The organism is Bradyrhizobium sp. USDA 336, from assembly GCF_044908355.1.
Classification (GTDB): Bacteria; Pseudomonadota; Alphaproteobacteria; order Rhizobiales; family Xanthobacteraceae; genus Bradyrhizobium; species Bradyrhizobium yuanmingense.
Genome location: NZ_JBIYDC010000002.1, coordinates 7732149 through 7747187, shown reverse-complemented (window position 1 = coordinate 7747187; position 15039 = coordinate 7732149). Strand labels below are relative to the sequence as shown.

The 15039-nt window shown below is 57.3% G+C and carries 11 protein-coding genes and 1 pseudogene; 2 read left to right on the top strand and 10 right to left on the bottom strand.

The genetic code is table 11. The features are described 5' to 3' along the window. Positions 1–2018 precede the first annotated feature (2018 nt). Entirely contained in the window at positions 2019–2204 is a 186-nt protein-coding gene (locus ABIA45_RS37050; protein WP_225125869.1) for a hypothetical protein, read from the top strand. 595 nt (positions 2205–2799) lie between these two features. On the opposite strand, the gene ABIA45_RS37045 is transcribed toward ABIA45_RS37050, so the two are convergent. From ABIA45_RS37045 to bioB, 10 genes and pseudogenes are all read right to left on the bottom strand, one after another. Beyond that, positions 2800–3387, bottom strand: coding sequence for a GNAT family N-acetyltransferase (locus tag ABIA45_RS37045; protein ID WP_081494655.1), 588 nt, complete (start codon positions 3385–3387; stop codon positions 2800–2802). 891 nt (positions 3388–4278) lie between these two features. Beyond that, positions 4279–5871: a methyl-accepting chemotaxis protein gene (locus ABIA45_RS37040; protein ID WP_404655371.1), complete on the bottom strand. Its 1593-nt coding sequence runs from the start codon at positions 5869–5871 to the stop codon at positions 4279–4281. Further along, on the bottom strand, positions 5855–6274 hold the full coding sequence (locus ABIA45_RS37035; RefSeq protein WP_225174653.1) for a hypothetical protein: 420 nt from the start codon (positions 6272–6274) through the stop codon (positions 5855–5857). Before ABIA45_RS37035 ends, ABIA45_RS37040 begins: the two co-directional genes overlap by 17 nt. A 686-nt stretch (positions 6275–6960) precedes the next feature. Next, a complete protein-coding gene (locus tag ABIA45_RS37030) occupies positions 6961–7305 on the bottom strand; it encodes a hypothetical protein (RefSeq protein ID WP_404655370.1) in 345 nt (114 codons plus the stop codon). A 225-nt stretch (positions 7306–7530) separates the two neighbouring features. After that, a pseudogene (gene panB, locus ABIA45_RS37025) lies at positions 7531–8371 on the bottom strand (3-methyl-2-oxobutanoate hydroxymethyltransferase); the annotation flags it as partial. Positions 8372–9925: 1554 nt separating this feature from the next. Next, complete coding sequence (locus tag ABIA45_RS37020) at positions 9926–11188, bottom strand: adenosylmethionine--8-amino-7-oxononanoate transaminase (RefSeq protein ID WP_036015819.1); 1263 nt, start codon at positions 11186–11188, stop codon at positions 9926–9928. Between the two features lies 1 nt (position 11189). Continuing rightward, positions 11190–11819, bottom strand: a complete 630-nt coding sequence (gene bioD / locus ABIA45_RS37015; protein WP_036015817.1) for a dethiobiotin synthase — start codon at positions 11817–11819, stop codon at positions 11190–11192. Continuing rightward, the gene (locus ABIA45_RS37010) at positions 11816–12955 is read right to left on the bottom strand and encodes an 8-amino-7-oxononanoate synthase (RefSeq protein WP_404655368.1); all 1140 of its coding nucleotides are present in this window, start codon (positions 12953–12955) and stop codon (positions 11816–11818) included. Before ABIA45_RS37010 ends, bioD begins: the two co-directional genes overlap by 4 nt. 89 nt (positions 12956–13044) lie before the next feature. Continuing rightward, positions 13045–13398, bottom strand: coding sequence for an aspartate 1-decarboxylase (panD, locus tag ABIA45_RS37005; protein ID WP_225125853.1), 354 nt, complete (start codon positions 13396–13398; stop codon positions 13045–13047). A 1-nt stretch (position 13399) separates the two neighbouring features. After that, a complete protein-coding gene (gene bioB, locus ABIA45_RS37000) occupies positions 13400–14437 on the bottom strand; it encodes a biotin synthase BioB (RefSeq protein ID WP_404655367.1) in 1038 nt (345 codons plus the stop codon). Between the two features lie 306 nt (positions 14438–14743). Here bioB and ABIA45_RS36995 point away from each other — a divergent pair, with 306 nt between their 5' ends. After that, positions 14744–15028, top strand: coding sequence for a Dabb family protein (locus ABIA45_RS36995; protein ID WP_404655366.1), 285 nt, complete (start codon positions 14744–14746; stop codon positions 15026–15028). Positions 15029–15039: the final 11 nt, after the last annotated feature.

The window sequence follows — 15039 nt, the reverse complement described above, 5'->3', positions numbered from 1 at the left end:
GCGCCAAAGAAGCGAATACAGCCGTCGCTGCTTTCCCGCCCGATCAGCATTTTTGTTCAAATCCGATGCAAAATTCCTTCCTTTCTCGGTCGAGGATGCGTGTTTTCGTCGTTATCAGGGCGAGTTTGCTGTTTTGGGGCAGCACTACCAGCATAATGCATTACCGGCCTATGCGAACCGAAGGTGTTCGCGCCTCACGAGCCGCGGGTTCGCAGTTATCGATTCGCGGCCCATGTGAAAGCATCGGAGCGAGACGTTTCATAGTTGCTACATGGCTTTCGGATTGATTTCGTCAAATGCGCGGCTTTTTCATTCTTCTTGTGACCTTTGCGATCATGGTGTCCGCACGCGGTCAGCTCCATACTGGCTTCGTGCCGCGACCGACTGCGCCCATGCCACCGGTCAATGCACCATAGCTCAACGACGTTTCGAGCCGCAGCAATTTAAGTGGGCTTCCAAACCCGAGGGAACATAGCCACCCTCACACAATACTTTCGATCTTCACCGCAGCATGCGTCGCGAGCACTCGGCCCGCCCTCGGGTCGGTTAGCCAAGTCTTTTACGAATGCAGAACTGGCGCAGCGGCACCTAAGCCCTACGTCGAAGCATTTAGCTCCTAAGCTCCTGTTAAGCTCAACCTTCCGAAATGGCTGCCGTTTATGGCAGTTGCAACTCGTTCGAAACCGGCCTGCTTGCGGGAGCCCCGGCCTCATCGCGGCGGTGATCGCGGGAACGGGAGCAAGATGAAGCAAGCGAGAGCTGAGACTCTGGTAACTCTCCCAAGTTCGATTTTCTGACGCCATATCGCCCCATCGACAGGATTACCAAGTGTACCGAGTGCATGGAGCCCGGTCGGTTGGCTGGACGGCGGCTTCTAAATCTGCCCACAACGCTGAGTTTTCAGGGAATGAGCTCTTGTAAGCGGTCTGACCTAAGATTGCGTGGAGCGCCTTCTTCTCCGAGACGGTCAACTCTGAGATTCGGAATGTTCACCTGACGTCGGCATCATTCCGGTCGCTTACCGCCACATGCTCGGCGCGTGGCGAAGCGCATCGAGGCCAATCTGCTCGAGACGCTCGCGCGTCCTCTCACCTTTGCTGGCGGCTTCCAGAAGCTTCGAGGCGACATGTGCCCGCACGCCACCATCACTCCCAGGCACGTTTACACAGACGGCTTTTAGGATCTCCCGCAGAAGTGCTGTTGTAGTGGCGTCCAACATCGGAGAATCCCCCAACTTGAAAGGCGATGATAGCACAGCGCGCTTTCTAGTTGAATTGATCGAGTAGCCGAAAATCCAATACCGCTTTGCTTCAATCGATCGTCTGCCTCAGCTCCCTGCTCCCTGTGCGCTCGCCTACCCTTTCCCGGTCTGCCCCTACCGCCTGCTGGGCCAATTCCGATGCTTCACTCTTGGATTGTAGTCTTGCAGCCCTAGCGAGACGGTCATCGCGCATGCGGCGCCCCTAAACGCCAAAATTCCTCGCTCGAGTGGAGATTTTCGGCGAATTCCACCTTCGCGATCGTGCGAAGTTGCGGCACATGTGCATCGAAGCGGCGACTACCGGGAGCGGAGCAGGATAGTGACCTACGCCCGGTACTCCGCAGCTCGCAGTCGGCCGGCCCAACAGCCTGGTCTCTGTCGAATGTTGAGCCCAAACAAAGTTGACGATCGAGCACCTTGCATACAATGGCGCCGAACTCGTCCGCCCTAACAACACCCCCCGCAAACAGACCTGCTGAGAATGGCGAGGAGGTCCGTCGCTTCACGCGCGAGATCCGGTTGATCAATGCGTGCCTGAATGATCTTCTTCGTTGCGGCGCGCTGCTGCGCTTGGCATTACCGGGGCGCAAATGATGCTCTTGATGGTTGGCGGACCTGGACGAGGACGACGGTATTCCGGTCAAAGTGCTTGCAAAGTTGATGAAGGTTGATCCATCTTTCGTCACCACGCAATCGAAGCTACTGGAGAGGAAGAGATTGCTGCATCATCAAGCCATGCAAGCGGGATGCCCGGGTCATGCATCTTTCATTGGCAGACAACGCCAGCAAACGTCTCGCGATTATCGCCGCGAAGCAGGAAAAGCTCGATCGGTTCGTTTTTGGAGACCTTGCTGTTCAGGAGGTGGGCAAGCTGGGCAACAGACTTAGCGCGATCAGGCACCGGCTGCAGAACGCTTGCCTGGCAGACCAACAAGAATCCTGAGGTGTAATCCGACAATCTTCTGAATGCGCGGCGTATCCTTTGTGTGATCTCGACTCCTGATGTTTTGATGAGTCACTCGGGCGTAAGCCCCTTGTTAGAGAGGGACGGATGAAAAGGAATCAAGAGGGAGAGTCAATTGGATCGTCTGAGCGGTCACATCCTAAACTACCGGAAAGATCCAAAACCAAGAAACTGACCGCGACCATGAAAAGGCGAGCCCTGAAGGTTAGCAAGTCCGAGCACCGTGCTCCTCCATCCTCCTGAAGGCTATTGCTCCGCAATTCTCTTAATCTAATCGGGTGTCTCGACTTCGCTGCCAGGACCCTGTTGCCAGTTCGAGAGGGGCTCTGTCCCCCCTTATTAACGGTCCGCGGATGGCAGGTCCGCCATGCCACGCGCGTGCGATCGTGCCATAGAAGATCGTTCTCCGGCTTCTTGCAACCCGCATGGTGGCTTCGTGTATAGGAACGACACAACAGAGGCAGCCGCGGCGCTTAAGGCCCCTCGCCGGCGAACTCCATTCCATGGAATGTAGCAGCGGTGGCAGCGGTAGCGGCCCTAGTTGTCGGCCCCGTTCAAACCAGCCTTGCAAGCCTCACCAGGACAAATTGGGCGCAGGCGAACCCGCCCCTGCAACAGCTGTGTCCGGAGTGTGGCGGCGCAGCACATCTCGTCGCCTACGCTCTAATCGCGAAGGGGTCGGAGGTTTTGCCGGGGAACTAGTTACCTGGTGTAGTGGCAATTTAAGGCGCGGACCGATTTCAGCAAAGCCGGCCTTCAAATACAACGCTGAATTCGGGCTGCGACTCCACACCGGTTGCCTGGGAGCCCCGACTTCAAGTTGACCCCAGCCCTTTTCGGTACCGAGGGCCACGGCCGCCTCGATGAGGCTCATCGCTACCCCAGACGAGCGGTGATCCGGTACGACATAGAGTTCAGTGATGATTCCGTACGAGCCGCGCGCGAAAAGCGAGATACTTTCCGCCACCATGATAATGCCTACAGCGCGCTCTTCGACAAAACCGAGAAATCCATGAATGCGCTCTTTCACAAGCAGGTCGGCCACCAGCCGAGCATCCAGTTCAGCCTGCACGTGGCGAGCGCCGAGTTCTGTAAGTAGAGCTCCAACCATCTGGGTCACGGTTCTGGCGTCATCGACAGACACTTCACGCGTGCTCACCATGTCACAAGCTCCTTCATCAACCAGAACACGTCCCGCACCACCAGCCTAGAGCAAAAGGTGCCGCCGCATACGTGCTCGTGCAGATATGCCCCCATATTGACATTCAGATGACGCCCTGTTCACAACATTTGGAGGCAATAGGCGTTGATGTCGCTAACCGCTGTAAGGACAACGAAACGCTTGAAAGTGAACACGACGCCTTCTCATTCTCCGAACGTTTGACCCGAATTGATGCACGTGACAACACGAACCATTGTTTGCCCGCGCCTACCCTCTACACGGATTCGTCAACGACCTCATTCCAGTTCATCAGCGCTCCTCTCAGCAGAGCACTATTGACGAACGAACAGTCTCAGACAACGACGGACCAAGCCCAGTCGAAGACAAACTCTTTTTCGGCCTAACCGGAGAACTACCTTTCTAAGATTCACGACGCGCAGCTTTTTTTTGCAAGGCGAGCCAATTCGCCTTTCCGAGAGCGTTCTCGCCTCCATGACGATTTTCTCTCGATCCGTTTGTAAATCTAGATCGCTCTATAAACAATGTTGCGAAGCCCGCAGCGATCGCGGGGCGACAGGGATCCGCTGCACTGCTAAGTCTATCCGGAAGATCAAGTTCGCGTGAGGATTTAGGTGGCCAGCCCGAGTAGCGCGGCAATTATTGATGCAGGTTGACTGAGATGGCACTCTACCGTCGGTCCGCTGTAACGTCAGGTCGCGTCGATTTGTTAGACACCTGTGATCGCTACCGCGATCATGATGACGAAAGAGACTCGTCTCCCTTGGAGAAGCACGCTGCAACATTTTTCGCCGCGCAGCGCCGTTCCGGTTGGTTCCAGCCGAAAGGCGCTTACGTCACCGCGCGCAAGATGCGAGCTTGCGGTTTGTCTAATTATGCCGCTTGGACTCTCCTGAGGAAACCTCCAAGTTCGTGCTTCAGCCGAGAGCTTTCCTCAGACAGCAGTTCGGCAGACCTCAACACTTGCATCGAAGCCCCTCCTGTTGCCTTGGCGCGATGAGTAACTTCACCAGCGCTCGCCGCCACCTGAGTGGTCTTGCTCGCAGCTTCGTGTAAGTTGAGCGCGACATTCTTGCTGGTCTCTTTTTGCTCGCCGATGGCTTCGACAACAGTCATAGCGATGTCGGAAATGCGAGCAACGATGGCGCCGGCTTCGGCATTCGCGCCGACAGCTTCAGTTGTCGCAGCCTGAATGTCGTTGATTTGCTTGCCAATCTCAACGGTCGCTTGGGCGGTTTGCATCGCGAGGGATTTGACTTCCTCGGCGACAACTGCAAAGCCGCGGCCGAGATCGCCTGCGCGAGCAGCCTCGATTGTCGCATTCAACGCGAGCAAATTGGTCTGCCGCGCGATCGCCGCAATAAGTTGAACGACGCTGCCGATCCGCTCCGCCGCGGACGCCAAAGCAACCATGCGCTGATCGCTGAGCTCGGTCTTGCGGACCGCTTCGCGCGCCATTTCCGCTGCTTCCTCGACCTGCCGGCCTACATCAGCGATAGTTAGAGCCATTTCGCTTGTCGAGGTCGCTACGCGTTGAACGTTGGCGGACGCGTCGTCGGATGATGAGGCAACATCCATCGAGAGTTGGCGGCTCTCAACCGCAGAGGAGGTAAGGCTCCGGGCGGAGGCTTCCAGCTCCGTCGAGGCGGACGAAACGGCTTCGATCACCTGCCCTACGGCTGCTTCGAATTCGCCCGCAAGCCGAGCGATATCGGCCTTACGCAGGTCAGCAGCAGCCTGGTCCCGTTCGACCTTAGCATCAAGCTCCGCCTGCAGCTTTTCACGAGCTCTCAGCTTGAACATTTCTACCGCTTCAGCCATATCGCCGAGCTCATCCTTTCGACCGAGGCCCGGCAATACTACATCGAACCGCCCCTCACCTAGCTGGCGCATGGCCGCGGTCATCGAGGCGACGGTTTTGGCAATGCGCTGCCCGAAGAGCATACTGAACAGGCCCGCGAGCAGCGTTGCAAGTCCAATGAGCCAGACCAGCCTCTGCCGAATCTCTCCGGCTCGGATCTCCATAGCGTGCGCATGCGCGTCTGCCGCGGACACGACCTTTGCGATTGCCGGGCGAATGCGGCCGTGAATCTGTCGAAGATCATCCACCTGATCGCTTAGCGTCTGCTGCGTCACCATGAATGAAATAAAATTTGCCTTGTACGCCCGCATCAGCTCGAGAAGCTGGGATTTCTCCTCCGTAGGCAGGCTTGCCTGAGCAAGTTCGGTTTCGAACTCCATCCCCCTGGCGGAAAGCTGATCTGCGTATTTTTCCTCGCCCCGTAAGATAAAATCCTTCTCATGGCGGCGCATCATCAGCATCAAGATCGTGAGGCGCGGCTGCTTCACCTGTCTCAATCGCTCCTCGACCGCGTGCACGGCTATGCGCAACTTGCCCTGAAATCCCTCATTTTCATTGAAGCCTAGGTTGCGTTGTGCTGCAACGACGTTAAAAGCGGGTCGCATAGAGATCAATTACCGGCCGCAGGGAGGCGGCCTGCCGCAGCGGATCATCGCCGGGCAACTCCCCGATCAGTTTTTCGACCCGACTTAAATCGTCGAGCTGGCGATCAAGAAGATCCGCATGCGTCTTGATCGACATTTCAGTGGGCTTGCGGAGGAACTCGGTCGCGATTTGGCCAGACTCCAGAAAGCTTTGTGACAATGAAACGACACGGGCTTTCAATTCATTGCTCGCGCTCGCCTCTCGTTGAACGATACTCGCGTAGTGCAGAGCTGCGACGCAGATTACGCCGGTGACCAGCACACCAGAAATCCCGAGCACTGCCATCTGCTCGCGCAATCTGATTCGAAAGCCCCATCGGACGGACCAACGTTCGCGAGTGCCGGAGAATTTCTTGCTCACCATTTGTCCCTCGAAGTGACCTGATCTGTTTGAGCGGTGCTGACAATCGCAGGTCAGCAAGTCGCGCGCACGTTGATCGGACTGGGTCAACCTGCTTCGTTCAATCAACAACAAGCGCTGGCTAATTTAGATTGATTTCCAAATCCTGAACTCGTGCGCAAAACGCCGCGCCCCGCGCCAGTGCACGACCTAACTGCTGTTGCGTCAGTTTGACGAACACAGAGCGTGGGCATGACGTGATCATTTTGAATTGAGCGTCTCACGGAATAGCTGCATCTGAACGCTCCAATTCGCATAAAACATGCGACGCATGCGCTAAATTTGGGCTCAATCAGCGCAAGAAACGGATATTTCAACATCCGGCTTGCGCGACTTGACCGTAGGCGCAAGCTTGGAGCTCCAGTGAGTGTGGGCACTCACTTTATGCTCTCTTCAGCCGCCCTTTGGGGCGTTTCCTCCCTGACTTGGCCGTGCGGAATTTTCGCACGGCCTTTTTTCGCAATCCGACGAAAGCAGATCGCTCACGTCAATCGCACAATTTTCGACCTAAGTTGTGGCCCTACGTTGGAGCCCTGGTTGTGCTGCAACCTCTGCGAAGCTGCGAAGGCGTTAGTCAGCCAGGCCGCCCCTGGGCTGGTGGCGAACGCACGCAACCATATCAGCGAGGCGATCGCGTGCAGGCTAGCGCCTCACGCGCTTGCGAGCGTTGTCGGCCAGGCGAATGGCCGCTGCAGCGCAGGGCTGGAGAGCTGGTGAAGGTCAGGGCGTTGATCCGCTTCCCGGTAGACGGCAATGCCGTCGAGCTCCGCGGGATCTTGGGAAGCGAGGCTGTGAGGAACGACTTCGATCGCACCCCGTTCAAGCTCTAATGGATGTCCGGCCGCGATACAGCGTTTGTCGGAGGACTTCAATTCATTCCCAAGCTGCATGAGACTGTATTGAAACCGGACTTTTTGCAGCATTTCGCGCCTGCTGTGCTGCCGCAATGCAGCTGCGAATGTGCGCAATCGGAGCCGGTAGAACTGGCGAACCATATCCTTCTCCCTGCCCTTTCCAAACACACTATCCGACCTGCCAAGACCGGACCGTAATGCTGCACACTAGTGCGCTCGCGGCACTGATTTGACGCAATCAACGACATATCGACGCTCAAATTCCGCGCTCGCGCGCCGGTTATCGTCCAATTTCCGCATCACGGCTTCTTCTGAGTGGGCTCTAGGACCTGATCGCCGGCATTGGCGGGGAGCCTTCCAGTTCGCAATGGTCTCGCGGAGCTCCTCGGGAAGCCGATAGCATCCCTGACTCCCAGGGAATGTGTGCCCTGACGGACATCTGACCGCCCAGCGTAGCAGCGCCTCCTGTAGAACCTCCCCATTCGCGTAGGCGCGACGAATTTTGGCCTTTTACCTTCGACCAGCCCTAAGACGTCGTGGAGTACGACCAGCTGGCCCGAGCAGCTTGGCCCGGCTGCAATCCAAATGGTGGGTATGGTCAGCGCATCGGTTTGCGCGTCCCGCGAGCTCGGCCGGAATGCCCTCGAGGCCCAAAGCGAAGCAGCCGGCCTCCTGAACGGTGAGCATCATCGAGCAGACGTAATGCTTCGGCTCTTGTCTTTCGCTGCACCTTGAAGCCGCCGATGACATTGACGCTCTGAGGGGTAAAACCAAGATGCCTCATCACCGGGATGTCGCAATCCACCAAAACGCGCATGATCCCCAGACGCTTGGCGCCGCCCTCGCGTTTCACGGCGCCGGCACCCCGCTGCAGGAAACCTCCCACATTGCGTATTGTCTCATCGAGACTGAGATGAAAGCTGAGAAACGGCATGTCGGCCACAACCAAGGCACGAGGCCTTGTGCGCGAGGCTGCTTCCAGGTGATGATTCATCATTTCCATGCTGACGGGAAGCGTATCGTCGACGCCCAGGCAGACATTGCCGACACTATCACCGACGAGAATGATTTCGACCGCTGTGTCGGCGATGCGCGCCGTGACCGCATCGTAAGCTGTCGTCATCGCGATGGGACGTCACTCCGTTTTCCATTGCTGCAGGACTGGAATGGTGAAGCCTTGCAAAGGCGACTCTGAAGTGTGGCTCATGCGCGGAAGATCCTACGACACTGATCGTTGGACGGGACACGGAAAGAGCTTCGTTAATAGAAGGGGAGAGCGGCTTCACCTCCGCCTCGGAAGCATCGATCAAGGCACGATCCAAAGCGCGACGATACAGATTTATTTGCTCGAACCACACGGAAGCCGCCGTCGATACGGCGCACTTTGCAACAACAGGAAGAGTGCTTTGTTGGCTTCATAGCGCGCCGCGGCTCGGCTGCGTTGCGTTCCCGCCACGACCAACGGGCCATTCGTCGCGGAGATGGACCACGACCACCTTCGACCGCAACGTTCAAGCGAGACTTTGTAAATCGAAAATCGATCAGACATGGCATCCCCCGCTCAAGCCATAGCTCTACCCACGATCTATTCCATCCGCATGGAGCTCACCGGGGCCGCCGCTCCGTTCCCGGGTGTCGCATGCACGCCGGCGAGGCGGTCGATAATCGCCATCCGATAGACTGCGCAATGCGGGCAGACCAATTTCGAAGAACCGGATCCTGCCGCTTCAGCAGTAGTTCCTGGGGGCCTCCTTGCCCGCCCACCTCGGCAAGGCTGATCGATGCGAGTGCCGGCGAGCGTGGGCGGGCTAGAGTTCGCAAGAAGTTCGTGGCCAATACCATAATAGCCGCTCAATCTCTCAGCCTGTCTGCGGCAAATGCCGAAGAATGAGTCGGAAGCTGCTTCTCCCAGCATCACACCGATTCCTGTCGATCGGTCAGGAAGGGTCCCGTTCTGCGGACAGACCCATCAGGGCGAACGGGGTCCATGCGAGAGAAAGCCAAAAGAAATAGTACGATGTGAGCGCATCATTGGAGGCGGTCGCGCAAGGTCGGCCGGATGACAGCTTAGCCGTTCAGCCTGTAAGCATTGAAATCAATGATTGTTGCCGAGGTCCGTGTCACTTAATTTTCCACACCACTCCTGAAAACGACTCGCTCGACTCGATGGCCTGTCGGGGCGATGTCCCGCCAAAACATCGCCCGGCTAAGGCACTGTCGCCGGGAGGTCACTCAGCGGCACCTGTCAAGCTGCTCGCAACCAGCGCAACCATTTTTGGTCGGCCTCCCGCCGCGACTTGAAGCGGTCGACGCACCTTTTGGAGCAAAGCGCCATTCGCCAGCTGTAGTAGCGGATCAGCCCGAACTTCCCGCCACAAATAGCGCAGCACCTTCCTGAACCACCATGGAAATCGTGAGAGTTATTGCGCATGTTGCCTCCTATCGGCGCCACTTAGATCAGTCCCATGCATTCTCCACTTCCACGTCTCAGCGCCCGCACACCACGTGCGGCGTCGCCAATTCCGACATTCGGGCATGCAAGAAGCAGCCGCCGCAGCAGAATGACCCTGACGCGCGCCTTCTTGGCGCGGCCCCTGAAAGCAGTTGCCCCAAACTTCCCAACCTATAACTGCTACTTTGATCCTGAATAATGCAATGAACGGCATTTGGCCGCGTAAATCCTGCAATATTTCAGCTCTGTTTGAGGGTCTTCACCGCAAGAGGTCATTCCGGATCTTTCGCGATTCTTGCTCGCCGTGCATCAAGCGAACAGATCGGCAGCTTCTCTGATCGCGGTATAAATCTGATCAATATCTGCGGCTGTAACGCAATAAGGTGGCATCACGTAGATCGTATTCCCGAGCGGACGCAGCAGAAGATTTCGGTCCTTGAAGAAGGCCTGAAGTTTCGGACCGATGCCGGCGAGATAGCCGGCGTCATTTGTTTTCAGATCAAGCGCAGTGATGGTGCCGGTCCGACGAACGTTTGCAAAGCGCGGATCAGCCCGAAACGGCTGAATTGCGTGCTCTTGCATGGATGCGAGGGTTGACACGCGCGTGCGCGCATCGGAGCTCTGCCAAAGATCCAGATTGGCCTTTGCGGCGGCGCAGGCAAGCGGGTTCGCCGTATATGAACTCGAATGGAAGAACGTCAAATTGCGATCTTTCGAATAGTGCGCCTCGAAAATATCAGCGCGACAGAGTGTCACTGCGAGCGGAAGCGATCCACCAGTGAGCCCTTTCGAATAACAGGCGATATCCGGAGTGACGTCGGCCTGCTCGCACGCAAACAGCGTTCCGGTTCGCCCCCAGCCCGTCATGACCTCATCTGCAATGAAGAGAACGCCCCAGTCTTCGCAGATCCGCTTCATCTCCCGCAGCACCCAGGCGGGGTACATCAGCATTCCGCCCGCCCCCAAAATCAGAGGCTCCACGATGAAGGCCGCCGGCATCTGCTCCCGACACACTGAATATAACGCACTGAGCGTGTCCTGCTCGCGACCTGTTGCCGGGAACGGGATTGGTGTGACGTCGAATAGCAGAGGCTCATAGGCCGCATTGAACACGCCACGGGCTCCGACCGACATCGCTCCGACCGTGTCGCCATGGTAGGAGTGTTGCATCACCACAATGCGAGTCCGCTGTTTGCCGATATTTTTCCAATAGCCGAGCGCCATTTTCAGTGCGACTTCGACACTCGTCGAGCCACTATCTGAGAAGAAGACGTACTCAAGAGCAGGCGGCGTGAGCTGCAAGAGTTGCACTGCAAGCTCCTCGGCTGGCTCATGCGTGTAACCAGCAAAGATAATCTGATTGAGCTTGCCCGCCTGGTCTTGGATGGCGCTGACGATATGTGGGTGACAATGGCCGTGGGTCACGACCCACCAGGACGAAATTGCGTCCATAATGTGTCGACCGTCGGCGACGTGAAGGTAAGCCCCCTCACCGCGCACGATCCTTGTCATCTCGCCTTGAAGCGCGTGCTGCGTAAACGGATGCCAAATTGGCGAGCTCGGGATCGGCATTTCAACTGAAATCGTCGGCACGGAATGAAGACTTGAATGCCGTCTGAAGCGCCTCTGGCGTGAGAGGCGAAAGCAGAGGCAGTCGCCCCAACCAGCGCACGCGGCCAATCTCACGAATGGCAGTCTGAGTTTCCGGGTTGCGTTCGCCGATGAACGCAATACCCAGAATCGTGATCTGCCGCTTTCGAAGAGCCTCGATCGACAGCAGCGAGTGATTGATTGTACCGAGTTTTGTGCTGGCGCAAACCACGACCGGAAGCTGCCACCTCTCAAACACGTCGATGTAGAGTGTATCCCCACTTAGCGGGACCATAAGCCCGCCGGCGCCCTCGATGACAAGAGGCCGCCCTTCCGTGTCTGGCGGATTTATGGAAGCTGCGTCGATGCGAACCCCGTCCATTTCCGCAGACTGGTGGGGCGATGCGGGCGTTCGAAGCCGGTAGAGCTCCGGCACGACTCGATCGGTTGAGAGACGAGCCAACCTGGTGACCGTTTCGGTATCGGTTTCTCCGTCGAGCCCGGCTTGTATCGGCTTCCAATAACTCGCGCCGAGAAGATCGGCCAAGCCTGCGGCGAACACAGTCTTCCCAATGCCGGTATCCGTTCCGGTCACGACGATCCGCAAACTCATCGAGCCTTCCCCTTCGTCTCCTCAGCGAGCGCGTCGACCATGGAGACCACATCATCCTCGTTGACGTTCAGCGTCAGGGAAATTCGCAAGCGCGCTGTCCCCGCCGGCACTGTGGGCGGCCGAATTCCACGAATATCGAAGCCGCGATCCTGCATCGCAGCGGCGAGCCGCATCGTATGAGCATTGTCACCGACCATGTATGGGAGGATCTGCGAGCTGGAAGGACATCGCACCCCACGGGCTTCCATCTTCCGATGCGTGAACGCAACCAGCCTTGTGAGGCGCCGCTGACGCTCGGGTTCCCGCTGCAAGATGAACAGCGCCTCGGTGACGGCAACGGCAATTAGAGGTGATGGCGCGGTCGCGAAGATGAACGGACGACAACGATTGACCATAAAGTCGCGTAGCACACCGGAAGCAGTGACAAGCGCTCCCGCCACTCCCAACGCCTTGCTGCAGGTATGTACAACCAGGAGATTCTCACGGCGACCGTAATGGCTGGTGAGCCCTCGGCCCTGCTCCCCGTAAACGCCGGTAGCATGAGCCTCGTCAACGACCAGGAACGCGTCGTGGCGATCGGCGAGCGCGACCAGATCATCGAGGGGTGCGAAATCGCCGTCCATACTATAAAGGCTTTCCGCGACGATCCAGACCCGTCCCATTCCCCCATCCGCACGCCAGTCGCGGATCGCAGTTTCGATGGCTCCGAGGTCGTTATGGCCAGCTATGCGAAACTCAGCCCTGCCAGCTCGCGCGCCTTCATGAATACTGGCGTGAACCAGAGCGTCGAGGACGAGCAGATCGCCACGCTGTGGCAGCGTCGTCAGGACCGCGAAATTTGCGATGTAACCGCTCGCAAAAAACAGCGCCGTCTCTGCGCCAAAGAACTGAGCGGCTTCCGCCTCGAGGCATTCATGCTCTTCGCAATTGCCGCGCAGAAGTCGCGAACCGCCAGACCCAAGCGGGGTGCCACGTTCGATGGCCGCCAAGACGGCCTTTTTCATATGCGATGCACTCGCAAGCGCCAGATAATCGTTAGATGAAAAATCAATTCCGGCACGCGAACTGAGACCGCGCAAGCGGTGACCATCTTGCAGGGCGCGCAAGGCCTTGACGTAGGGTCCGAATTTATCCATTCGCGACGAGCTCATTGCGCACTCTACCCCATGCTGCCGGCGCTTTGGCTTTAGCCGCCGACGACGAGCTTGAACATGCCACTCAGGTCTTAACGGGTGAGGATGCCATTGTTGCGGTCAACGAGCACGACACGCGGTTGGAACACCTTTGCTTCGGCTTCGTCGAAGGATGCATAAGCAATGACAGTAATTTTATCTCCTGGCATCGCGAATCGTGCCGCAGCACCATTCAAACCGATGATACCGGACCCACGCGGTGCTTCGATGACATAGGTTGCAAAGCGCGCTCCGGTATCCATGTTGTAGATCTCAACGCGCTCATAGATCAGAACCCCCGCCGCGTCCAGCAACGCACGATCAATCGAGATTGATCCTTCATAGTGAAGATCGGCTTCGGTCACGGAAGCGCGATGGATTTTGCCCTTCATGAGGGTGATGTTCACTTCACACTCGCCAGTCAGCGCCTTGATCCTCGGCGCTCTTTCGCTCGGCCAGCTCAGACGTGATGCCGAGCCGCGCCAACAAGTGCGCGTCGCGATCCAACTTGGGGTTTTCTGTCGTCAGCAGCGTATCACCGATGAAGATTGAGTTCGCGCCAGCCAAAAAGCACAGAGCTTGCAGTTCGTCCGTCATATACTGTCGTCCGGCCGACAACCGGACCACGCTCTTTGGCATCATGATTCGAGCAGTCGCGACCAGGCGCGCCACGGCAATGGGATCAGGACGCTGGGCGGTTTCATTGACCGGCACGCCCTTGACCTCATTCCATAGGTTGATCGGCACGCTTTCCGGATGGCTTGGGAGATTTGCAAGCAGCACGAGCATGCCGAGACGATCCTCGATGCGCTCGCCCATGCCGATGATGCCCCCGCAGCAGATCTTGATCCCGGCGCTGCGAACGTGCGCTAGGGTATCGATGCGATCTGCTAGCGTACGGGTTCTGATGATGCTACCGTAAAATTCAGGCGAGGTATCGACGTTATGGTTGTAGAAGTCGAGCCCAGCTTCAGAGAGCTTTGCCGCCTGGCTCGCGGTCAGCATACCGAGCGTGACGCAGCTCTCCATGCCAAGACCTTTCACGGCCCTGACCATGTCGCACACCTGATCAAGATCGCGCTCTTTTGGACTACGCCAAGCCGCAGCCAGGCAGAAGCGAGTTGCACCTGCATTCTTGGCGCGTTTTGCTGCGGCCAGTACATCGCTACCATCCATCAGGCGGGTGGCCTTCAGATCTGTAGCGAAGTGCGCGCTCTGGGAGCAATAGCCGCAATCCTCCGGACAGCCCCCTGTCTTGATGCTAAGTAGGCTAGCGGTCTCGACGTGATTTGGATCGAAGCTTTCGCGATGAACGTTCTGCGCCTGGAATATCAGGTCTGCAAACGGCAGCCCATACAGAGCTTCAGCCTCGACGGCCGTCCAATCAAAGCGGACAAGCCCTTTGTTATGGCGATTGTAGTGCCCGGCTTCTGCGGCAGGATTCATGCATTCATCATTGTCAGCTTGGTAGGAAACCTTCTGAAACTCGATTGAAGCTCGCGCTTTTTCGAGGGCAAAGATATAAGGGCGTACTCTCGCTCAAAGACGGCGGAAATGCACCCAAATTGCATGATTTCTGCGAAAAGCGCCCTACGCAATATCGATTTCTACGCTGAGCGAGATCATGTTGCGGCCGTTCGTCAGCAAAGGCTCGAGCACCAACCGCGGGCTGCGCGGCCAGCGCCGCCATTGCAGCGAGCTCACGTTCGAGATAGTAAACCCAGCTACACTCCCCGGGATCGCCGACCATCCATGATTCGTCACATCGTGCTGTTCACCGCCAAGGACCAAGCTCAGATTGAGAGCATCATCGAAGGTCTATCGATCCTCACGAAAATCCCACATCCTCGTCGGCTGGAGATTGCCCGCAATCGCAAGAACGATGCACTCGGGAACGACATCGATGTCATCGTTTACGGTGAATTCGACAGCGACGCCGAACTCGCAGCTTACAAGCGGCATCCTTTATACCAGGAATCAATCAGGCGTGTGCGACCTCTTCGGGAGCTACGGTTCGCGGCGGACTTTAGTGTCTAATGGATACGGGC